20 protein-coding genes and 2 pseudogenes are annotated in these 21,290 nt (G+C 74.5%); 6 read left to right on the top strand and 16 right to left on the bottom strand.

What is annotated here, in order from left to right:
• Nucleotides 1-27: 27 nt before the first annotated feature.
• Nucleotides 28-402, bottom strand: coding sequence for an ankyrin repeat domain-containing protein (locus tag DSZ44_RS09810; protein WP_110852451.1), 375 nt, complete (start codon nucleotides 400-402; stop codon nucleotides 28-30).
• Nucleotides 403-478: 76 nt separating this feature from the next.
• Between DSZ44_RS09810 and DSZ44_RS09805 the strand changes: the two genes are divergently transcribed.
• Entirely contained in the window at nucleotides 479-832 is a 354-nt protein-coding gene (locus tag DSZ44_RS09805) for a nuclear transport factor 2 family protein (RefSeq protein WP_110852450.1), read from the top strand.
• On the opposite strand, the gene DSZ44_RS09800 is transcribed toward DSZ44_RS09805, so the two are convergent.
• Nucleotides 833-1,984, bottom strand: coding sequence for an acyl-CoA dehydrogenase family protein (locus tag DSZ44_RS09800; RefSeq protein ID WP_110852449.1), 1,152 nt, complete (start codon nucleotides 1,982-1,984; stop codon nucleotides 833-835).
• Nucleotides 1,985-2,052: 68 nt separating this feature from the next.
• Here DSZ44_RS09800 and DSZ44_RS09795 point away from each other — a divergent pair, with 68 nt between their 5' ends.
• The 4 genes from DSZ44_RS09795 (at nucleotide 2,053) to DSZ44_RS09780 (ending at nucleotide 6,491) form a co-directional block, all read left to right on the top strand.
• Nucleotides 2,053-3,723 (top strand): VWA domain-containing protein, encoded by a 1,671-nt coding sequence (locus DSZ44_RS09795; protein WP_110852448.1) that lies wholly within the window; start codon nucleotides 2,053-2,055, stop codon nucleotides 3,721-3,723.
• A 50-nt stretch (nucleotides 3,724-3,773) separates the two neighbouring features.
• Nucleotides 3,774-4,490 (top strand): alpha/beta fold hydrolase, encoded by a 717-nt coding sequence (locus DSZ44_RS09790; RefSeq protein WP_110852447.1) that lies wholly within the window; start codon nucleotides 3,774-3,776, stop codon nucleotides 4,488-4,490.
• A gap of 71 nt (nucleotides 4,491-4,561) precedes the next feature.
• Nucleotides 4,562-5,575 carry a YihY/virulence factor BrkB family protein gene (locus DSZ44_RS09785; RefSeq protein WP_110852446.1) on the top strand — a complete coding sequence of 338 codons (1,014 nt, stop codon included), beginning with the start codon at nucleotides 4,562-4,564 and terminating at the stop codon, nucleotides 5,573-5,575.
• Nucleotides 5,576-5,660: 85 nt separating this feature from the next.
• Nucleotides 5,661-6,491 (top strand): DUF4349 domain-containing protein, encoded by an 831-nt coding sequence (locus DSZ44_RS09780; RefSeq protein ID WP_110852445.1) that lies wholly within the window; start codon nucleotides 5,661-5,663, stop codon nucleotides 6,489-6,491.
• A gap of 9 nt (nucleotides 6,492-6,500) precedes the next feature.
• Here the strand turns inward: DSZ44_RS09780 and lysS are convergent, their stop codons facing one another.
• Nucleotides 6,501-8,039 (bottom strand): lysine--tRNA ligase, encoded by a 1,539-nt coding sequence (lysS, locus tag DSZ44_RS09775; RefSeq protein WP_258369390.1) that lies wholly within the window; start codon nucleotides 8,037-8,039, stop codon nucleotides 6,501-6,503.
• A gap of 94 nt (nucleotides 8,040-8,133) precedes the next feature.
• Here lysS and DSZ44_RS09770 point away from each other — a divergent pair, with 94 nt between their 5' ends.
• Nucleotides 8,134-8,832, top strand: coding sequence for a uridine kinase family protein (locus tag DSZ44_RS09770; protein ID WP_258369389.1), 699 nt, complete (start codon nucleotides 8,134-8,136; stop codon nucleotides 8,830-8,832).
• A 15-nt stretch (nucleotides 8,833-8,847) separates the two neighbouring features.
• Here the strand turns inward: DSZ44_RS09770 and DSZ44_RS09765 are convergent, their stop codons facing one another.
• From DSZ44_RS09765 to tilS, 13 genes and pseudogenes are all read right to left on the bottom strand, one after another.
• Entirely contained in the window at nucleotides 8,848-9,768 is a 921-nt protein-coding gene (locus tag DSZ44_RS09765) for an AEC family transporter (protein ID WP_110852444.1), read from the bottom strand.
• Nucleotide 9,769: 1 nt separating this feature from the next.
• Nucleotides 9,770-10,252 carry an aspartate 1-decarboxylase gene (gene panD, locus DSZ44_RS09760; protein ID WP_110852443.1) on the bottom strand — a complete coding sequence of 161 codons (483 nt, stop codon included), beginning with the start codon at nucleotides 10,250-10,252 and terminating at the stop codon, nucleotides 9,770-9,772.
• Between the two features lie 2 nt (nucleotides 10,253-10,254).
• Nucleotides 10,255-11,079, bottom strand: a pseudogene (gene panC, locus DSZ44_RS19090) (pantoate--beta-alanine ligase); the annotation flags it as partial.
• Between the two features lie 93 nt (nucleotides 11,080-11,172).
• Nucleotides 11,173-12,090, bottom strand: a pseudogene (locus tag DSZ44_RS19085) (Rossmann-like and DUF2520 domain-containing protein); the annotation flags it as partial.
• Between the two features lie 57 nt (nucleotides 12,091-12,147).
• Nucleotides 12,148-13,878 carry a PH domain-containing protein gene (locus tag DSZ44_RS09750; protein WP_181424599.1) on the bottom strand — a complete coding sequence of 577 codons (1,731 nt, stop codon included), beginning with the start codon at nucleotides 13,876-13,878 and terminating at the stop codon, nucleotides 12,148-12,150.
• Nucleotides 13,875-14,390, bottom strand: a complete 516-nt coding sequence (locus DSZ44_RS09745) for a PH domain-containing protein (RefSeq protein WP_110852577.1) — start codon at nucleotides 14,388-14,390, stop codon at nucleotides 13,875-13,877. The genes DSZ44_RS09750 and DSZ44_RS09745 overlap by 4 nt, the downstream gene beginning before the upstream one ends.
• 292 nt (nucleotides 14,391-14,682) lie before the next feature.
• Complete coding sequence (locus DSZ44_RS09740; protein ID WP_146237515.1) at nucleotides 14,683-15,138, bottom strand: DUF3180 domain-containing protein; 456 nt, start codon at nucleotides 15,136-15,138, stop codon at nucleotides 14,683-14,685.
• Nucleotides 15,138-16,007, bottom strand: a complete 870-nt coding sequence (gene folK / locus DSZ44_RS09735) for a 2-amino-4-hydroxy-6-hydroxymethyldihydropteridine diphosphokinase (protein WP_110852440.1) — start codon at nucleotides 16,005-16,007, stop codon at nucleotides 15,138-15,140. The genes DSZ44_RS09740 and folK overlap by 1 nt, the downstream gene beginning before the upstream one ends.
• The gene (gene folP / locus DSZ44_RS09730) at nucleotides 16,004-16,867 is read right to left on the bottom strand and encodes a dihydropteroate synthase (RefSeq protein ID WP_110852439.1); all 864 of its coding nucleotides are present in this window, start codon (nucleotides 16,865-16,867) and stop codon (nucleotides 16,004-16,006) included. Before folP ends, folK begins: the two co-directional genes overlap by 4 nt.
• A gap of 26 nt (nucleotides 16,868-16,893) precedes the next feature.
• Entirely contained in the window at nucleotides 16,894-17,496 is a 603-nt protein-coding gene (gene folE / locus DSZ44_RS09725) for a GTP cyclohydrolase I FolE (protein ID WP_110852438.1), read from the bottom strand.
• Nucleotides 17,496-19,514: an ATP-dependent zinc metalloprotease FtsH gene (gene ftsH / locus DSZ44_RS09720; RefSeq protein WP_110852437.1), complete on the bottom strand. Its 2,019-nt coding sequence runs from the start codon at nucleotides 19,512-19,514 to the stop codon at nucleotides 17,496-17,498. The genes folE and ftsH overlap by 1 nt, the downstream gene beginning before the upstream one ends.
• A gap of 141 nt (nucleotides 19,515-19,655) precedes the next feature.
• On the bottom strand, nucleotides 19,656-20,210 hold the full coding sequence (hpt, locus tag DSZ44_RS09715; RefSeq protein ID WP_181424598.1) for a hypoxanthine phosphoribosyltransferase: 555 nt from the start codon (nucleotides 20,208-20,210) through the stop codon (nucleotides 19,656-19,658).
• Between the two features lie 10 nt (nucleotides 20,211-20,220).
• Complete coding sequence (gene tilS / locus DSZ44_RS09710) at nucleotides 20,221-21,288, bottom strand: tRNA lysidine(34) synthetase TilS (protein ID WP_110852436.1); 1,068 nt, start codon at nucleotides 21,286-21,288, stop codon at nucleotides 20,221-20,223.
• Nucleotides 21,289-21,290: the final 2 nt, after the last annotated feature.

The following is a 21,290-nucleotide window of genomic DNA, read 5'->3' as shown; positions in this document are numbered from 1 at the left end:
CACGGTCGCCCGGGCCTCGCGACGTTCCTAGCCCAGGAGGTGCGAGCGCCCGAACATCTCCGCGGCGGCGCGGGCGCTCGGGGTGCCGGCGTCGAGGTCCGCGCCCGCCTCGCGGAGCGCCGTGACGACCTCCTCCTCGCCCTTGAACAGGGCACCGGCGATCGGGGACTGGTCGCGCGCGTTGCGCAGGTCGACGTCGGCGCCGCGCTCGGCGAGCGCCCGGACCGTGCCCGCCCGCCCGTGGTACGCGGCGAGCATGAGCATCGTGTTGCCCTCGGAGTCCTGGACGTCGACGGGCAGGCCGTGGTCGACCAGCTCGAGCACCTCTGCCGTCCCGCCCTGTCGCGCCAGCTCCATGGCCATCGCGACGACTCGCGCTGACTGCTCGTCGGAGAGTTCCATGCCCGCCACTGTAGGCGGCGGGGCTGACGTCGGCTGCTCGTCCCGGTAGCGTGCTGCAGGACGGAAGGAGCCCCGCATGACCGGTCCCGAGGACCTCGAACGTCTCGGCTGGCAGGCCCTGTCGAGCGGTCCGGAGAGCGCCGTCGCCTTCTACGACGACGTTCTCGACGACGACGTCCGCATGCTCTTCCCCGGCGGCCTGCTGCTCGCCGGGCGGGAGCAGGTGCTCGAGACGATGGGCGGTGCACCCTGGGACTCGCACCGCCTGACGGACCTGGACGTGCTCCGTCCCACCGAGGACGTCGCCGTCGTCAGCTACGGCGTCGAGGCGGAGCGCACGGGAGCGGCCTACTCCGCCCTCGTCGCGAGTGTGTACGTGCGGCGCGACGGCGGCTGGCGGCTCGTCAGCCACCAGCACACCCCGCGCTGATCAGTCCGGGACGGGACCCAGCAGCGCTCCCGCCCACGCCCGGTGGACCGACTCGTCGTCGCTCGGGTGGAAGATCCCGGCGAGGACGTCGCGGTAGAGGCGGGAGAGCTCGCTGCGGCTGAAGTAGGCCGAGCCGCCCGAGACGCGCACCGCCTTCTCGACGACGTCCTTGGCGGTCTCCGTGGCGCGGGTCTTGACGGCGGACAGCTGCGGCAGCCAACGCGCGCCGCGGTCCACCTGCTCGTCGACGTCTCGGGCGATCTGGGCGATCTGGGGGTAGATGCCGTCGAGCTGGATCGCGGCGTCGGCGAGCCGGAAGCGGATGTCGGGGTCGTGGGCGTAGGGGGCGCCTCCGGCGGCCATCGAGCGGCGCCTGTGCACGGTCTCGACGGCGACGTCGAGCGCCCGCTCCGCGATGCCGGTGTAGACGCTCGCGAGGAGGATCTCGAAGGCGGCGAAGATCCCGAAGACGAACGGGTCCGTCGTCGGTCCGGGCTCGAGGCGGCGAACGATGCGCTCGGCCGGGGCGTGGGCGCCGGCGAGGACGGTCGTGCAGGACTGCGAGGCGCGCATCCCCATCGCGTCCCAGTCCTCGCGGACCTCCACGCCGCCGCCGTCGCGGGTGACGAAGCCCCACACGTTGCGGTCCTCCCCGCCGGTGCGGTCCGTGCCGAAGGTGCCCAGGCGTGTCCACGCCGGCGAGAAGGAGGTGAAGATCTTCGTGCCGTGGAAGGAGTAGCCGCCCTCGCCGTCGGGCACGGCGTCGCTCGCCGAGCCGAACAGGACGAGGTCGTTGCCGGCCTCGGAGACCCCGAAGGCGAAGATCTCCCCGGCGGCCGCCTCCTCGAGGACGAGGTCGCAGGAGTGGTCGCCGCGCGCCCGGACGATGCGTGCCACGGCCACCCACACGTGGTGCATGTTGACCGCGAGCGCCGTGGCCGGCGCCGCGCCGGCCAGCCGCATCTGCTGGCGGGTCATCTCCTCGAGGCTGAGTCCGGCGCCGCCCATCTCGGTGGGCACCATCGCGGTGAGGTAGCCGGCCTCGACGAGCTCGGCGAGGTCCTCGGTGAAGAAGGCGTTCTCGCGGTCGTAGCCGGCGGCGCGGCCGCGGATCCGCTCGAGGAGGGCATCGGGGAGCAGGTCGGTGGTCATGACGTGAGCCTAGGGTCAGCCGGTGAACCTCTTCCGGTGGACGCGTCGAGGGGCTACGTTCTAGCACCATGGCCGGTGACGCGACGACGCGTGGCGGGGGCACCTGGGCACGAGTGCTCGGCGCGCTCGTGGTCGTCGTCGTGCTCGGGCTGCTCGCCTGGGGTCTCCTGCGCGAGGACGGCGCCACCGACCCGACCGGCGCGCCGTCGCCGACCGGTGGCGGCTGCGCCCAGCAGCTCACCGTCCCGGTCACCACCACCGCGGACTTCGCCCCCGTCGTCGTCGCGGCCGCGGACCGCGTGGAGGACGGGGACCCGTGCACCACCTACTCCGTCACCACGAGCCCGTCGGCGGACACCGCGGAGCAGATCCGAGGCGGCACCGTCCTGTCCCGGGTGTGGATCCCCGACTCCGACGTCTGGGTCGAGCGGGTCAACCAGGACCCCCGCGCCCCTGCGCTCACCGTGGGCGCGACCCTCGCCACGACGCCGGCCCTCATCGCCGTGCCCACCACGCTGGCGGAGTCGGCGGGGGTGGACGGGCCGCAGCCGTGGCAGGAGATCCTCTCCGGGCCCCTCGCCCCGCGCATCGCCGACCCCATGACGTCGAGCGCGAGCCTGCTCCTGCTCCACTCCGCCCAGACGGCGCTGGCCGGCACCCCCGAGGGTGACCGGCTGCTCGGTGCCGCGATGATCCAGATGTCCCGGCTCGTCGCCGACCCGTACGAGCTGGTCACCTGGGCGGGCGAGGACGTCGAGGGGGCCAGCGCCGTCGTCGCCACCGAGCAGCAGGTCACGCAGCAGCGGTCCGCCACCGTCGCGACACCGCTGGAGGCGCTCGTCCCGGCGGAGGGCACCGCCTCCCTCACCTACTCGTGGGTGCCGCTGCCGGGCACGGACAACGGGGTGGGCATGCGGGAGGCGCTGGCCGCGCTCGAGGAGGCCCTCACCGGTGAGGCAGGCGTGGCGGACGTGCGGGCGGCGGGTTTCCGGGCCCCGGGTGACGACGCCGTCCCCGACCTCCCCGGCGTCCCCGCCGGGGCGGCCGGAACCCTGCCCCCACCGGGGACCGCGGACGCCGACGCCGTCGTGACGCTGTGGCGCACCGTCGCCGTCGACATGCGCATGCTCGCCGTCATCGACGTCTCCGGCTCGATGCTCCAGCCGGCCGGCGACCAGACGAGGATCGCCCTCGCGGGCGCCTCCGCGCAGACCGCGATGAGCGTCTTCCCGCTCACCTCCCAGGTGGGGCTGTGGGTCTTCTCCACCGACCACCCCGGCGGCACCGACTGGACCGAGCTCGCACCGATCGAGCCGCTCCACGCGGAGAGCGGGGCCGGCACGCACCGCGACACGCTCCTGGAAGCGGCCGCCACGCTGTCCGAGCACGCCCGACCGGGCGCCGACACCGGCCTGTACGACACCGTGCTCGCGGCCTACCGGCAGGTCCAGGAGAGCTACGAGCCCGGGTACGTCAACTCGGTCGTCCTGCTCACCGACGGCGTCAACGAGGACGACGACGGCATCTCTCTCGACGAGCTGCTCGCCGAGCTGCAGGAGCGCATCGACCCGAGCCGTCCGATCCCCGTCATCACCGTCGGCATGGGCGCCGGCGCCGACGAGGAGGTGCTGCGGCTCATCGCGGCCCAGACCGGCGGCCGCAGCTACCTCGCGCGCAACCCCGCCGACATCCGCACCGTCTTCGTCGACGCGCTGACGCACCGGCCGCGCCCCGGGTAGCCGACGGGCCGACCGGCCCTCCCGCGCACCGCTGCCCTACGCTGTGCCCCATGTCGACGCCGACGGTGTGGGGCGAGGGCGAGCGGGTCGTGCTGGTCCACGGGTCGCTGGCCACCGGCCCCGAGGAGTGGCTCGAGCAGCGGCCGCTCGCGGACGAGGGTTTCGAGCTCGTCGTGCCGACCCGCCGGGCCTACGCCTCACCGGGCCCCGGTGAGGACTTCCTCAGCGACGGTGAGGACGTCGCACGGCTCCTCGGCGACGGCGCCCACCTCGTCGGCCACTCCTACGGTGGCCTCGTCGCGCTCGTCGCCTCGCACCTGCGGCCCACCGCCGTCCGGTCCCTCGTGCTGGCCGAGCCACCCCTGTTCGCGGCTGCCGCGGACCACCCCGCCGTCGCCGGCCTGGTCGAGTCGCTGCAGACGCTCCTGTCCAGCGACGTGGACGACCGGGCGTTCCTCGGGCAGTTCCTCCGCCACGTCGGCACGCCGGAGGAGGAGCTCCCGGCCGAGCTGCTCGCCCGGCTCGAGACGATGGTGCCCGCGCTGCGGCACGCCCGTCACCCGTGGCAGGGGGAGGTGCCGCTCACGCACCTCGCCGCCGCACCGTTCCCCACGGTCGTCGTCTCCGGGCGCCACGACGAGCCCTTCCACGCCGTCTGCCTCGCCCTGGCCCGGGACCACGGCGCGCAGCTGCGGGTGGTCGAGGGCGCCGGGCACGAGGTCCAGCTGACCGGCGAGCCGTTCAACGCCGTCCTGCGAGACCTGTAGCGCGGCGGCTGAGCAGTGCCGGCGCGCAGCCGGGTGCCCGCCGTGCTTCGGTAGGCACAAGGGGGTGGACGATGACCTCGCAGCAACCAGGCACCCCGCGGCCCGGGCGCCGCCCGTCGCGGCGCTTCATGCTGGGCAAGGCGCTGCGCGACTTCATGGCCGACGAGTGCCTGGACCGGTCCGCGGCGCTCACCCTCTTCTCCGTCCTGGCGATCCCCCCGCTCGTCATCATGCTCACCTCGGTGCTCGCCCTGGCGGGCCAGGGCCCGGCGAGCACCGACACGATGCTCGAGATCGTCGGTCAGCTCGCCCCCGACGAGGACGCCCTCGACGTCATCAGCCAGCCCGTCCGCTCCGTGCTCGAGCACCCGGCCGCCGGGTGGACGCTCGCGCTCGGCGTCGCGTCCTCGCTGTGGATCGCGGCCGGCTACGTCGGCTCCTTCGGCCGGGCGATGAACCGCATCTACGGTGTCGAGGAGGGACGCCCCGCCCTGCGGCTGCTCGGCTGGCACCTGCTCACCACCCTCGTCCTCGTCGTCTTCGCCACGCTCGTCACCCTGTTCGCCGTCGTGTCCGGCCCGGTCGCGCGTGCCGTCGGGCAGACCCTGGAGGTGGAGGCGTCGGTCACCGTGTGGGAGCTGGCCCGCTGGCCGATCGTGCTGCTGGCGGGGCTCGTCGTCATCTCCCTGCTCTACTTCACGACGCCGAACGTCCGGTACCAGCGCTTCCGGCTCGTCTCCCCCGGCTCGCTCCTGGCCCTGGGCATCGCGCTCGTCGCCTCCTTCGGCTTCCAGCTCTACCTCCGGCTCGCCGGGTACTTCGAGACGACCTACGGCGCGACGCTGGCGGGCATCGTCGTTCTCGTCCTGTGGCTGTGGCTCATCAACATCTCCCTCCTGCTGGGGGCCGAGCTCGACCGCGAGCTGGCACGGGCCCGCCAGCTGGTGAGCGGCGTGGAGGCCGACCGCACCATCCAGGTGGACGTGCGCGACGAGCGCGCCAGCCACCGCGCCGCGGCCCGTCGCACCGCCGACGAGGCGCGGGCCCGCAGCCTGCGGGAGTCGTGGGCGGACGGGCGCGAGTAGCCGCCACGTCACGCCCTGGTCCCGGTCCGGTCACGGTTCGGCCACACCGGTCCCACCCGGCGCCCCGAGTGGCTACGGTCCGGTCATGAGACTCCTGCGGACAGCGGTGTTCGGCCTGGTGGTCCTGCTGGGCCTCGTCGCCTGCTCGGGCGGTGGGTCCGACTCGTCCGACGGCGGCGGCGCTCAGAGCGGGGCCGACACCGCCGACATGGCCGTGGCGGAGGTCGCCGACGCCGCGACGGGCCCGCGCGAGGTCGTCACCACGGGCTCCCTCTCGCTGGTCGCCGCAGACCCGCTGACGGCGATGGACGACGTCGTCGGCCTCGTCGAGGCCGTGGGCGGGTACGTCGAGGAGCGTGCCGAGAACGCGGCCACCGACGAGGCCGAGGCCTCCGGCTGGCTCACCGTCCGTGTCCCGGCCGCCGAGCTCACCGCCGTGCTCGACGGCCTGGAGGCGGTCGGTGAGACCCGGGACGTGTCGATCAGCTCCGAGGACGTCACCCGCCGGGGCCGCGACCTCGACGCCCGCATCGCCGCGCTGCAGACCTCCACCGAGCGGCTCCTCGGCCTCATGGCCGAGGCCGACTCCAGCGAGGCGCTGCTCGCGGCGGAGGACGCGCTGAGCGAGCGGCAGGCCGAGCTCGAGTCGCTGCAGGCGGAGCGCGCGCACCTCAGCGAGCAGGTGGCGATGGCCTCGCTGCACGTGACCATCGACGCGGACGGTCCCGTCCAGCTGGCCACCGGTGGCTTCGTCGGGGGCGTGCAGGACGGCTGGGGAGCCCTCGTCGGTCTCGCCGGCGGGCTGCTCGTCGTGCTGGGTGCGCTGCTGCCCTGGATCCTCGTCCTGGGAGTGCCGCTCGCCCTCGTGGGCGTGCTGCTGCGCCGCCGCCGGCGCCGGGCGCCGGCGACGGCTTGAGCGCAGTCGTCAGAGGCGCTTGACGAGCGGGAAGGTGATCGTCTCGCGGATGCCCTGCCCGGTCAGCGCCATGAGGAGACGGTCGATGCCCATCCCCATGCCACCCGCCGGGGGCATGCCCTGCTCCATCGCCTGGAGGAAGTCCTCGTCCAGGACCATCGCCTCCGGGTCGCCCGCCGCGGCCACCAGCGCCTGCGCGGCGAAGCGCTCGCGCTGGACGACGGGGTCGACGAGCTCGGAGTAGGCAGTGGCGAGCTCGAAGCCCCGCACGTACAGGTCCCACTTCTCCACGACGCCCGGCACCGAGCGGTGCTCGCGGGTGAGCGGGGAGGTGTCCACGGGGTAGTCCCGCACGAAGGTCGGGGCGTGGAGGTGGTCGCCCACGAGGTGCTCCCACAGCTCCTCGACGACCTTGCCGGGGGTGTGGTGCGGGGCGACGGGCACCTCGAGCCGCTCGGCGTGGCGGGTCAGCTCCTCCAGCGAGGTCCGCGGGGTGACCTCCTCGCCGAGGGCCGCGCTCAGCGAGGGGAACAGGGACAGCTCGTCCCACTCGCCCCCGAGCTCGTACTCGCTGCCGTCCGCCAGGCGCACCGCCGTCGTCCCGAAGGCGTCCAGCGCCGCCCGCTGGACGAGGTGGCGGGTGAGCTCGGCCATCGTGTCGTAGGAGCCGTAGGCCTCGTACGCCTCGAGCATGGCGAACTCCGGGGAGTGGCTGGAGTCGGCCCCCTCGTTGCGGAAGTTCCGGTTGATCTCGAAGACGCGGTCGATCCCACCGACGACGGCCCGCTTGAGGAAGAGCTCGGGCGCGATGCGGAGGTAGAGGTCGACGTCGTAGGCGTTCATGTGGGTGACGAAGGGCCGCGCGGTGGCGCCGCCGGGCTGCACCTGCAGCATCGGCGTCTCGATCTCGAGGAAGTCGCGCTCGTCGAGGTTGCGGCGCAGCGACCTCACGACGGCGGCGCGGGTGCGGACCATGTCGCGCGCGGCCGGCCGCATGATGAGGTCGAGGTGGCGGCGGCGCACCCGCCCCTCCTCCGAGAGCGCGACCTGCTCGCCGTCCTCGCTCTCGTAGGTCTTGGGCAGCGGGCGCAGGGACTTGGCGGCCAGCCGGTAGGAGTCGGCGAAGATGCTCAGCTCCCCGCGGCGGGAGGCGATGACGCGGCCGTGGACGAAGAGGTGGTCACCGAGGTCGACGTCGGCCTTGAAGGAGGCCAGCGCCTCCTCCCCGACCTCCGCGCGCGAGAGCATCGCCTGCAGCCGGGTGCCGTCCCCGCTCTGGAGCGTGACGAAGCACAGCTTGCCCGTGTTGCGCAGGTACATGACCCGCCCGGCGACGCCGACGACGTCGTCGGTCTCCTCCCCCGCCTCGAGGCCGGCGTGCGCCGAGCGCACGGCGGCGATCGTCGTCGTCACCGGGAGCGTGACGGGGTAGGGGTCGACGCCCGCGGCCAGCATCCGGGCGCGCTTCTCGGCGCGCACACGCACCTGCTCGGGAACGTCCTGGTCGATGTCCTCGGGTGCCGGCACGGTGGGGGTCGTCTCACTCACCCCCCGATCCTATCCAGCGGCGCGTCGGGGCCGGGGCCGGCGCTATCCTCGTGCGGGACGCGCCGGGCCGAGGCGGCGCACGAGGGGATGGGCGATGACCGCGACGAGCAGCGGCGCGACGGGCGACGCAGAGGCCGGTCCCGGCGCCGACGAGCTCAGCCAGCCCGGACTGTTCGACATCCCCCCGGGTGCCCGGCGCACCCCCGTGCGGGTGGTGCTTCTCACCGGTCCGTCCGGCTCGGGCAAGACCTCCCTCACGGGCCGGCTCGGTCTGCCGGTCGTCTCGCTGGACGACTTCTACCGGGACGGCGACCACCCCGAGCTGCCCCGCCGGTACGGGATCGTCGACTGGGACGACCCGCGCAGCTGGGACCGCGAGGAGGCGCTCGCCGCGCTCCTCGAGATCGCCCGTACCGGCCGCGCCGAGGTGCCGCTCTACGACATCCCGACCAACCGGCGCACGACGACCACCCAGTTCGACGCCGGCAGCAGCCCGATCGTGCTCGCCGAGGGGATCTTCGCCGCCGAGCTCATCGCCGAGTGCCGCGACGAGGACATCCTCGCCGACGCCCTGTGCCTGTGGCGCCCCCGCCTGCAGACCTTCTGGTTCCGGCTCCTGCGGGACCTCGGCGAGGCCCGCAAGCCCCCGCTCACGCTCCTGCGGCGTGGCCTCAACCTCGCCCGCATCGAGCCGGGCATGGTCGCCGAGCTCGAGCGCCGCGGCGCCCGCAAGATGCGCGTGGCCGAGGCCGAGCAGTACATCAGGACGCTCGCCACCCCCCACAGGCCGTGACGGGCCCCCGGGGGCTCAGGTGAGCAGGGCCGTGATCGCGAGGATCACCGGGACCGAGCCGATCGTCGAGAGGAAGATCGCGTCCCGCGCGAGGACGACGCCGCGGTCGTAGCGGCTGGCGAGGACGAAGACGTTCTGCGCGGTGGGCAGCGCCGCGAGCACGGCGACGGCGTAGAGGGCGGTGTCCTGCAGCCCCACGGCCAGGCCGATGAGGTAGGCGAGGGCGGGCTGGACGAGGAGCTTGAGCCCGACGACGAGCACGAGCTCGCGCGCCGGGGAGCCCGCCCCCGGCCTGGGCCCCAGGCGCAGGGAGACGCCGTAGGCGAGGAGCATCGCCGGCACCGCCATCCCGCCGAGGAGGTCCACCGGCGCCCGGACGACACTGGGCAGCTGCAGGCCGGTGAGCGCGAGGACCAGCCCGAGCAGCGCGCCGAGCATGAGCGGGTTGCGGACCGTGCGCAGGGCGAGCGTGCGCACACCCGTCCCGCCGCCCACCGTCGTGCGGTCGAGGACCGCGAGGGCGAGCGGCTGCAGCAGCACGAGCTGGAGCAGGATGACCGGGGCGACGAGCGCGGCGTCCCCGAGCACGTACGCGGCGACCGGCAGGCCGAGGTTCCCGGCGTTGACGTACATCGAGCACAGCGCGCCGACGACCGTCTCCGGCGCCGGCCGTCGGGCGACCACCCGGGAGAGCGCGAGGTAGAGGACCAGCGCACCGGCGACGGCGCCCCCGGTGGCGACGAGGTTGGCCGAGAAGACGGCGCGGACGTCGGCGTCGGCGACGACGGTGAGCAGGAGCGCCGGGCTGGCCACCCAGAAGGCCAGCCGGACGAGCATCGTCTGGCTGGCGTAGCTGAGGAAGCCGACGTGGGCGAGGACGGCGCCGAGGGCGATGAGCGCCGCGAGCGCGGCGAAGCCCTCGAGGACGCCGGTCACCTCAGCGTGGCCCGGTGACTGCCTCGGCGCGGTAGTCGGCGAAGGGGACGCCGCTGGGCTCGACGGGGTAGGGCACGTCGTCGGCGGCGTCGGGCAGCTGAGCCGGCTCCTGGCCGACGTCGAGGATGCGGTTGTGCTCGTCGACGAAGACGACCGACGGCTCGTAGATGCGCGCGTCGGCGTCGCTGAGCATCCCGTAGGCGATGAGGATGACGAGGTCGCCGGGGTGGACGTGGTGGGCGGCCGCCCCGTTGATCTGGATGTCGCCCCCGCCGCGCTCGCCGGGGATGACGTAGGTGGTGAGCCGCGAGCCGTTGGTGATGTCGACGACGTCGACCTGCTGGCCGGGCAGCAGGTCGGCCGCGTCGAGGAGGTCGGCGTCCACGGTGATGGACCCGACGTAGTGGAGGTCGGCCGCCGTCACGGTGGCGCGGTGGATCTTGCCGATGAGCATGGGTCGCTGCAGCGAGCTGGGCGCTGGCATCGTCACTCGTCCTTCCAGAGGTCGAGAATCGTGTTGTCGATGAGCCGGGTGCTCCCGACCCAGGCGGCGACGACGAGCAGGCAGGGCCCGCTCGCGCCCGCGGACACGGGCTCCATCGTCTCAGGGTCGACGAGCTCGAGGTAGTCGAGGCGCACGCCGGGCTCGGCGGCGAGGTGCTCCCGCGCGGCGGCCAGCACCTGCTCCGCCCCGGCGCCGGCGGCCGCACGGCCCGCCTCGAGGGCGGCGGAGAGGGCCAGGGCGGCGGACCGGTCGGCGTCGCCGAGGTAGGCGTTGCGGCTGCTCATCGCCAGCCCGTCCGGCTCGCGGCGGATCGGCACGCCGACCACCTCGACGTCGACGTCCAGGTCGCGCACCATCGCCCGGACGAGCGCGAGCTGCTGGGCGTCCTTCTGGCCGAAGAGGGCCACGTGCGGCCGGGTGAGGTGGAGGAGCTTGAGGACGACGGTGAGAACACCGCCGAAGTGCGTGGGCCGGGTGGCGCCCTCCAGGACGGACGCGAGCGGGCCCGGGTCCACCCGCACGCGGGGGTCACCGTCCGGGTACATCATGTCCGGGCCAGGCGCGAAGACGACGTCCGCGCCCACGCTCGCGAGCATGGCGAGGTCCGCCTCGAGGTCCCGCGGGTAGGCGTCGAGGTCCTCCCCCGGCGCGAACTGGAGCGGGTTGACGAAGATCGTCACGACGACGTGGTCGGCGCGGCGGCGGGCCTCGCGCACGAGGTCGAGGTGCCCCTCGTGCAGGGCCCCCATCGTCATGACGACGGCGCGGGTGCCGCGCTGCTGGTCGAGCACCTCGCGCAGGTCCGCCCGGGTGCGCACGAGCACGGGCGACGGCGCGGGCTCCGCGGCTGCGTCGTCGCCGGCTGCGGGGTGGGAGGTGGCCTCGAGGGCCGGGGTCTCGGCGACGGCGTCGAGCAGCAGCTGGGCGGCGGAGTCGGTGAGCCGGCCCGCGGACCAGGCCCGCTGCGTCGTCACCCGGGACAGGGTGCGGTAGGCCGGCGGGAGGTCGCTGAGGCCGGCATCCTCGGCAGCAAGGGCCACCAGGGTGGCGACGTGCTCGGCGACGGTGCCGGCGTCCCCCCGGAGGACGGGGCCGGTGAGCGCGAGCTCACCGTCACGCAGGGTGCCGTCGAGGGCCGCGGTGAGGAGCGGGCCGAGGTAGAGCCCCGGCTCGTCGACGCCGGCGCGGCCGAGCACGCGCATCGCCTGGGTCACGAGGGTGACGAGGTGGTTGGCACCGTGCGCGAGAGCGGCGTGGTAGAGCGGGCGCGCCGCCTCGGGCAGCGCCACGGGCTCACCGCCGATCTCGACGACCAGCGCCTGACCGATCGGCAGCACGGGGCCGGGAGCGGTGACCGCGAAGGGGCAGCCGACGAGACGGGCGAGGTCGATGCTCGTCCCGGTGAAGGTCATCGCCGGGTGCAGGGCGACGGGGATGGCTCCGGCGCGCTGCGCGGGCGCGAGGACGTCGGTGCCGTAGCGGCCGGCGGTGTGGACGACGATCTGGCCGGGCTGCCAGCCGCCGGTGTCGGCGATGCCCTGGACGAGGCCGGCGAGGGCGTCGTCCGGGACGGTGAGGAGGATGAGCTCGGCGCGCTCGACGACGTCGGGGACCTCGAGCACCGGGACGCCGGGCAGGAGGGCGTCGACCCTGTCGCGGCTGTCGTGGGACACCGCGCTGGCGCCGACGACGGTGTGACCGGCCGCCCGGAGGGCACTGGCGAGCACCGCGCCGACGCGGCCGGCGCCGACGACGCCCACGCCGAGTCGTCCGGGGCGGGACGACGGCGGGACGTCTCCAGGCACGCTCGCGGTCACCGCGCCATTATCTCCCCGCCCGCCGACGGCGCGGCGGTGACGTCCGACACCGGCGGCTCAGCGCGCGTGAGGTGGGCCCTCGACGGGGGTGCCGGCGGGCGGCGGAGGTGCGGCGGGGCGAGGGTCGAGCGGCGCGCCCGCGGGCGGCGGCAGCGGTGCCGGTGCACGGCCCGGCGCCGGCGTGGGGACGCCGGCGGGCGGCGGCATCTGGACGGGGGCACCGGCCGGCGGCGCCTGGACCGGCACGCCCGGGCCAGGTGCCGACGCGTCCGGCGCACCGCCGTCGGGCCGGCCGGCCGGCTCGAGCAGGCCGACGCGGCGCATCCACTCCTCGGGGGACTCGCGGTGCCGAGCAGCACGGGAGCGCTCGGAGGCCTCGCCGAGGAGCGCGAGCGCCGTCAGCTGCTCCAGGTGGTGCGCGGTGGTCGCGACGGACCCGCCGACCGTGGCCGCGACGACGTTGGCGATCCCGGCGCGGCGCTCGAGCGGGCCCTGGCTGAGGGCGAGGGACTGGGTGCGCTCGTGCGGGACGATCGCGAGCGCCCTGCTGAGCCGGCCGCTGCGCATGAGCACGGCGCTCTCGGTCAGCTGGATGCCGTTGCGGCGCCAGGAGATCGGGTCGAGCCAGCGGGCGCTGCGGGGGCTCGTGGTGAATCCGGCGGCCTCACCGGACCCCTCGAGCGCGGCGTCGATGACGGCCTGCGGGTCGGCCACGCCAAGGTCCGGCAGGACGAGCCACAGCGCGGTGAGGGCGTCCCCGCGGGAGCCGACCGGCAGCAGGACGTTGCCCGTCGTCGCCTCCATCTGGTTCTCCAGGCCCCCGTACCCGGCGACGTTGACCTCCACGCGCCACCAGCCGCGCCGCCGCCACAGGAGGGGCTGCTTGAGCCCCACCGTGTGGATACGGCCCGGCGGGACCGTCTGGGTGCGCTGCTCGAGCAGGCCGTAGCGCAGCCGGATCCCGTCCGGGGAGATCGCGGCACGGAAGTTGAAGCCGCCGGTGAAGCGGCCCCACAGGTAGGTGCCCCAGCCGATGACGCCGGGCAGCACACCGGCGAGCGGTGCGAAGCTCTCGGCGATGATCGCCGCGACGAGGAGGCAGGCGAGCACGAGGACGAGCGCGATCATCGACCCCGAGAGCATGAGCGAGCCGACGAGCCGGCCGGTGGGGACGGTGAGCAGCTCCCGCTCGACGTCGGGCCGTGCGGGTGCCGGGGCGGGAGCGGCGCCCGGACCAGCGGGCTCACCGCCCGCCGGAGGTGCCGGCGTCGTCGTGACGCGGTCGGCGACCCGGTCGAGCACCTCCCGACGCAGCCGCTGCGCCTCCTCCTCCTTGAGGAAGGCGAGGACGACGGACGAGCCGCCCCCGCCCGCCGTCTCGATCTTGAGCTGGGCCAGACCGAAGAGGCGCGCGAGAAGCGGCTGGACGACGTCCACCGCCTGGATCCGGTTGAGCCGCGCGTGGCGCTGCTGGCGGAAGAGGATGCCGCTGTGGAGGAAGACGGCGTCGCGCCCGACGGCGTAGCGCATCATCCGCCACGACAGCACCGAGTAGGTCGTGAGGACGAGGAGGAGCAGGAGGACGGCGCCGCCGCCGATGAGCAGGACGAGGGTCCAGTTGACGGTGTCGCGGTCCTCCCACACCTCGGCGAGGAGCTGGGTGTTCTGCCAGATCAGCACCGCGAAGAGCGCGACGATGACCTTCCACGCGTTGAGGACGGGCGTGACCTTGTGGACGCGCCGCCAGTCGACGTGCTCCTCGGGGGCCGGCTGCTGCTCGGTGCTCACAGCCCTGCCAGCCTCGACTCGCCGCGTTCGCTGAGCCGGTCGCGCAGCCGCGAGGCCTCCTCCGGCGGCAGGCCGGGGATCGAGGCGTCGGTCTGCGCGGACGCGGTGTGGAGCTGGACCTTGGCGACCTTCGCCCACCGGTCGAGCGGGCCGGCCTGGACGTCGACGTACTGCATGCGGCCGTAGGGCACGACCGTGAGCTGGCGGAAGAGGATCCCCTTGCGGATGAGCAGGTCCTCGTCGCGCTCGGCGTAACCGATGGAGCCGACCTGCCGCGGGATGAGCCAGCCGAGCCACACGACGAGCAGGACGAGCACGCCGATCGGGACGGACCACCACCAGCCGGGGAAGAGCACGGCGAGGACCACGAGCACGACGAGCGGCAGACCGAGCCACACGGCCGCGGAGATCAGCCGCACCTTCGTCAGGCCTCGGGAGACGGGCGTGAAGCTCAGTCCCTCGGGCGCGAACGGGTTCCGTGCCGTCCCCTGCCAGCCAGGTGTGTCACTCATCGTGGTCCTCTCGTCGGTCAGCACGCAGAGCCTCCCACACCGCACCCTCCCCCTTCACCCACCCCCAACGTCGCAGGTGCGGGTCGACGAACGGTTGTGCGCGGCAGGGCGTCGGTCGACCGACCACGTGGTCAGCTGTGCGGCCGCCCGTCGGTGCTCCACAGCGGCTCCGGACCCTGCGACGCGTCGTCGAGGCTCTCGAGTCCCGCGGGGTGCGGGTGCCGCGCGTTGAGCGACGCCCTGCCGCCCGCAACCGTCAGTCAGCTCACCAGCTGCGACGTCCGGGCGGGGGTCAGGCGGGTTCGGGGTCGTCGTCCGGGGGGAGGCGGCACCAGTGCTCGACCACCAACGCCACTGTCAGGAGAGCCAGGGCCGCCACGCCTGCGGCCCCGGACCACACGGCGTGGTCGCGCAGCGCCGGGGCGGAGATGTTCGTCCAGGCGACGGCCACCTGGGCGGCGAAGTAGCCGGTGAAGGCGGCGCCGCACAGCGAGCACGCCTTGGCGAACATCGCGACGCGGGCCGCGCGCAGGTGGTCCATGCCGGTGGTGCGCCCCTCTGCGAGGCGGCGCACCGAGCGGCCCAGGAGGAGCAGGACGACGGCGACGACGGCGAGCACCAGCCACGTCTGCGACGCCACCGGCACCACCGTCCCGGCGCGCGTCTCGAGGACGGAGAGCCCGAGGTAGGAGACCGCGCCCACGACGACGCCCGTCGCGACGATCGTCTGCCAGCTCGTGCCCCGCATCAGCCCCACCACTCCTCGGCCACCCAGTCGACGGGTCCGAGGCCGGCCGCGAGCTCCGCGACCGGCCCGTGCCCGGGCAGCTCGGCGTCCGGCTGCACCCGCGCCCACGGCGCGAGCACGAAGGCGCGCTCGTGGGCCCGCGGGTGGGGCAGGGTGAGGTCGGCGTCCTGCCAGGTGAGCGCGCCGGCCGCGACGAGGTCGAGGTCGAGCGGCCGGGCGCCCCAGCGCTCCCCGCGCACCCGCCCGTGCCCCAGCTCCACGCCCTGGCACAGCGCGAGCAGCTCACGCGGCGGCAGGTCCGTGCGCAGGACGGCGACGGCGTTGAGGTAGTCCGGCTGCGGGCCGGCACCGGGCAGCGTGAGGGCCGGTGAGCGCAGCAGCGGGGAGACCGCGGCGACCGTCACGCGCGGGTGGTGCGCGAGCTGGGTGAGGGCCGCCGCGAGCGTGGCGCGCACGTCCCCGAGGTTCCCGCCGAGGGCCAGGACGACCTCGCGCGCGCCGTCGGCGTCGTCGGCCGTGCGATGGACGTGGACGGTGACGTCGGCGAAGGGGACGGGGACCGGTGCCTGGGGCTTGTGGACGGTGACGTCGACGGCGAGCACCCGTGGGTGTGCGAGCACCCGCTCGGCGATGGCCGCGGCCACCGTCTCGACGAGGTCGACGGGCGGCCCGGCGAGGACGTCGACGACCTCGCGTGCCACCTCCGCGTAGTTGACCGTCGCGGAGAGGTCGTCGCCCTCGGCGGCCGCGCGGGTGTCGAGGTGGAGGACGACGTCGGCGCTGAACTCCTGGCCCAGCTCCCGCTCGGCCGCGAGCACGCCGTGCCGGCCGCGGGCACGCAGCCCGGTCAGCGTGATCCGGTCGGTCATGACGCCCCCCTCGCGGCCGCGAGCGCCTCGCCCACCCGCACCGCGTCGCGGTTGCCGGGCACCTCGTGGACGCGCACGCCCCAGGCCCCGGCCGCGGCGGCGAGCGCGGAGACGGCCGCCGTCGCCGCGTCACGGGCGGCGGGCGGCGCGGGGGTGCCGTCGTCGTCGGCGAGCAGGGTGCCGAGGAAGCGCTTGCGGGAAGCGCCGACGAGCACCGGGTGGCCGAGCGCCTGGAGCCGGTCGAGGTGGGCGAGGAGCTGCCAGTTGTGCGCCGCGTCCTTCGCGAAGCCCAGCCCGGGGTCGAGGACGAGCGTCCCCGGGTCCACCCCCGCGGCGAGCGCCACGTCCACCCGCGCCGCGAGCTCGGCGCACACGTCGGTGACGACGTCGTCGTAGACGGCGCGCTCGTTCATCGTCGCCGGGTCCCCGCGCCAGTGGCCGAGCACGTAGACGGCGCCGTGGCGCGCGGCCACCGCGAGGATCTCGGGGTCGGCGAGCCCCCCGGAGACGTCGTTCACGACAGCTGCTCCCGCCCGCAGGCAGGCCTCGGCCGTCTCCGCGTGGACCGTGTCGACGCTGACGACGGCGCCCTCGGCGGCGAGCTCGGCCACCACCGGCAGCACCCGGTCGATCTCGACGGCGGGCGGGACGCGCTGCGAGCCGGGCCGCGTGGACTCCCCACCGACGTCGAGCACGTCGGCGCCGTGGGCACGCAGCTCACGGGCGTGGCGGAGGGCGGCGTCGGGGCGGTCCCAGCGACCGCCGTCGGAGAAGGAGTCGGGCGTGACGTTGACGACGCCCACGACGAGCGTCCGGCCGACCCCGCCGAGCTCGGCGGCACGTGCTCCCAGGCTGCCCACCGGCCCAGGATAGGGGGCGGCCACGGTCAGCGGCGGGGCGCGATGAGGCTCATCGCCTCCGCGCGCGTGGCGGCCTGGCGCATCTGGCCCCGGACCGCCGAGGTGATCGTGCGGGCGCCGGGCTTGCGGACCCCGCGCATCGACATGCACAGGTGCTCGCACTCGATGACGACGATGACGCCCTGCGGGTCCAGGTGCGTGACGAGCGCGTCGGCGATCTGCGAGGTGAGGCGCTCCTGCACCTGCGGCCGGCGCGCGAAGGTCTCCACGAGCCGGGCGATCTTGCTCAGCCCGGTGACCCGGCCCTGGTGCCCGGGGATGTACCCCACGTGCGCGACGCCGTGGAAGGGCAGCAGGTGGTGCTCGCAGGTGGAGTACACCTCGATGTCACGCACGAGGATCATCTCCTCGTGGCCGAGGTCGAAGGTCGTCGCGAGGATCTCGGCCGGGTCGGTGCGCATCCCCGCGAAGATCTCCTGGAGAGCGCGCGACACCCGGGCGGGGGTGTCGCGCAGGCCCTCGCGGTCCGGGTCCTCCCCGACGGCGACGAGCAGGTCACGCACCGCCGCACGGACACCCTCGGCGTCGTAGGGGCGCAGCTCGGCCGGGGCCGCCTGCTCCTCGCCCATCACACGCCCTCGGCCGGGCCGCCGACCTGTCCCGACGACGGGACCTCGCCCAGCCCCGGGCCCTCGCCGGCCGCGGCCGCCTCGTCCTGGGGCAGCATGCCGTCCTCGCCGGTGCGCTGCTCGGCGGGCGTGCGGACCGGGGGACGGTCGGACACGGTCCGGTTGACGGAGGAGAGCCACACCGGCCGGGGGTCGCGCTTGGTGATGGGCGCGAAGACGGCGGCGAGCTCCTTCTCGTTGAGCGTCTCGTGCTCGAGCAGCTCCAGGACGAGGTGGTCCAGGACGTCGCGGTACTCGTGGAGGATCTCCCACGCCTCGTCGTGCGCGGAGTCGATGAGGCGGCGGACCTCCTCGTCGACGATGCGGGCGATGTCCTCGGAGTAGTCGCGCTGGTGGCCCATGTCGCGCCCGAGGAAGGGCTCACCGGTGTCGCTGCCGAGCTTCACCGCGCCGATCCGGTCGCTCATCCCGTACTGGGTGACCATCTTGCGGGCCAGGCCGGAGGCCTTCTCGATGTCGTTGGAGGCACCGGTGGTGGGGTCGTGGAAGACGATCTCCTCGGCCACGCGCCCGCCCATGGCGTAGACGAGCTGGTCGAGCAGCTCGTTGCGGGTGGTCGAGTACTTGTCCTCGCTCGGCATGACCATCGTGTAGCCGAGCGCACGGCCGCGGGGAAGGATCGTCACCTTGGTCACCGGGTCGGTGTACCGGAGCACCGCCGCCGTCAGGGCGTGACCGCCCTCGTGGTAGGCGGTGATCTTCTTCTCCTTCTCGTTCATCACCCGCGTGCGCTTCTGCGGCCCGGCGATGACACGGTCGATCGCCTCGTCCAGCGCGCGGTCGTCGATGAGGTCCGCGCCGGAGCGCGCGGTGAGAAGAGCGGCCTCGTTGAGGACGTTGGCCAGGTCCGCACCGGTGAAGCCGGGGGTGCGCTTGGCGACCATCTCGAGGTCGATCTCCGGGACCATCGGCTTGCCGCGCGCGTGGACGCGCAGGATCGCGGTCCGGCCCTGGAGGTCGGGGGCCTCGACGGTGATCTGGCGGTCGAAGCGGCCCGGACGCAGGAGGGCGGGGTCCAGGATGTCGGGGCGGTTGGTGGCGGCGATGAGGATGACGTTGGTGTTGACGTCGAAGCCGTCCATCTCGACGAGCATCTGGTTGAGCGTCTGCTCGCGCTCGTCGTGCCCGCCGCCCATGCCGGCGCCGCGGTGGCGGCCGACGGCGTCGATCTCGTCGACGAAGATGATGGCCGGGGCGTTGGACTTGGCCTGCTCGAAGAGGTCGCGCACCCGGGAGGCGCCGACACCGACGAACATCTCGACGAAGTCCGAGCCGGAGATCGAGTAGAAGGGCACCCCGGCCTCACCGGCGACGGCGCGGGCGAGGAGCGTCTTGCCGGTGCCGGGCGGGCCGTACAGGAGGACACCCTTGGGGATCTTCGCGCCCACCGCCTGGAACTTCGTCGGGTCGGCGAGGAACTCGCGGATCTCCTGGAGCTCCTCGACGGCCTCCTCCGCGCCGGCGACGTCGGCGAAGGTGACCTGGGGGTTCTCCTTGCTCACCATCTTGGCCTTGGACTTGCCGAACTTCATCATCCCGCCGCCACCCTGCATGCGGGACAGGAGGAACCAGAAGACGCCCAGGAGGATGAGCATCGGCAGCAGGAGGCTGAGCGCGGAGGACCAGAACGAGGGGCGGGGCACCTCGGAGTTGAAGCCCTCGGCCGGGTCGGCCGCGGCGATCGCGTCCATGACGGTCTCGCCCTGCGGGGTGGCGTAGTAGAAGGCGACGAGGTCGCCCTTGTCCTCGAAGTCCTCGCTGAGGACGAGCTCGACGCGCTGCGTGGTGTCGGTGACCTCGGCCTGCTCGACGGTCTCCCCGGCGAGCAGCTCCAGGCCGTCGGAGGTGTCGATCTCCTCGGGGCTCTCCCCGGTGAGCATGGAGGCGCCGAGGTAGGCGAGGACGAGGACGAGGACGACCCACACGATGGGGCCGCGCAGCAGCTTCTTGGCGTTCATCGGTGGCGGCGCGACGGCCGGGTCCCTCCTGGTCGATCGATCATCGTTTGACGTTACACGTAGGGTCCGCGCAGGCGGGTCCGTGTTCGCCCAGGGCGGGACCGCCGCCCGGGACGTGCCGGGCGGCCACGCACGGGAGGCTCAGCCGTTGTAGACGTGGGGCGCGAGGGTGCCGACGAAGGGCAGGTGACGGTACTTCTCGGCGAAGTCGAGGCCGTAGCCGATGACGAACTCCGGCGGGATGTCGAAGCCCACGTACCGGACGTCGACCTCGACCTTGGCCGCCTCCGGCTTGCGCAGCAGGGTGGCGATCTCCACCGACGCCGGGCCGCGGCTGCGGAGGTTCGACACGAGCCAGGAGAGCGTGAGCCCGGAGTCGATGATGTCCTCGACGATGAGCACGTGGCGCCCGTGGAGGTCGGTGTCGAGGTCCTTGAGGATGCGCACCACGCCGGAGGACTTGGTGCCCGAGCCGTAGGAGGAGACCGCCATCCAGTCCATCTCGATGCTCGTGTGCAGGCGGCGGGAGAGGTCGGCCATGACCATGACGGCCCCGCGCAGCACCCCGACGAGCAGGAGGTCCTTGCCGGCGTAGTCGGCGTCGATCTCGGCCGCCATCTCGTCGAGGCGCGCCTCGATCTGCTCCTTGGACAGCAGGACCTTCTCGAGGTCGTCTCCCATGTCGCTGGCGTCCACGCGCACTCCCTCACTCACCTGCGCCGCGCTGGCCGCGGCGGCCGAAGGTCAGCCTGCCACACCGACGCCCGGCGGTGACAGCGCCGGGCAGCGACAGCGGGCCCTGACCACGGTAGTCCGTGACCAGCGCCTCGAGCGCCGCGACGTGGGTGGCGGTGAGCGCGCCGGGCGGGCACCCCGCGGCCGTGGCGGCCCGGTGGAGCACCCGTCCCCGCAGGGCGGGGTGCGCCCCCTCGAGCACGACGACGTCGAGGCTCACCTCCCCGGGCCCGTCCGTCCGGGTCCCGCCCCCCTCCCCCGCCGACGGCGCGAGGCCGGCGCGCGTCCCGAGCTCGGCCGCGGCGGTGGCGAGGTAGTCCTCGTCCTCCCGCAGCCGACGCGCGGTGCGGGCCAGCGCCTCGGGGACGCCCGGGCCGAGCGCCTCCTCCAGGGCGGGCAGGACGTGGTGGCGGACGGCGGAGCGGCGCAGTGGTCCACCGTCCGCGCGGCGCCAGGGGCCGTCGGGTGAGTTCGTCGGGTCCTGGGCCCAGGGCAGCCCGAGGGCCGTGCAGACCGCCTCGGTGTCCCGCCGCCGCAGGCCGAGCAGGGGACGGCGCCACCGTCCCGCGGCGGGGGCCATCCCGGCCAGCGAGCGGCCACCGGACCCTCGGCCCAGGCCGAGGAGCACCGTCTCGGCCTGGTCGTCGAGGGTGTGCCCGAGCAGCACCGCTGCCGCCCCGCTCGTCGCCGCGGCGTCGTCGAGCGCCGCGTAGCGTGCCGTGCGCGCGGCGGCCTCCGGGCCGCCGGACCCGCCGACGTCGACGCCGAGCACCTGGACCGGTGCCAGCCCGAGCCCGCGGCACGCGTCCGCCGCCTCCCGGGCGACCCCGTCGCTGCCGCCCTGCAGCCGGTGGTCGACGACGACCGCGCCCGCCCGCAGTCCCGCCCGCGGGGCGACGAAGGCGGTCGCTGCGGCCAGGGCGAGGGAGTCGGCTCCGCCCGAGCAGGCGACGAGCACGAGGGACCCCGCGGGCAGGTCCGCGAGCGCCGTCCGGACGGCGGTGCGGGCGGCGGCCACCGCCGGGGCGGGCCCGGCCACGG

This window comes from Georgenia satyanarayanai (assembly GCF_900116375.1).
Classification (GTDB): Bacteria; Actinomycetota; Actinomycetes; order Actinomycetales; family Actinomycetaceae; genus Oceanitalea; species Oceanitalea nanhaiensis.
This window is presented reverse-complemented; position numbering and strand designations above follow the sequence as displayed.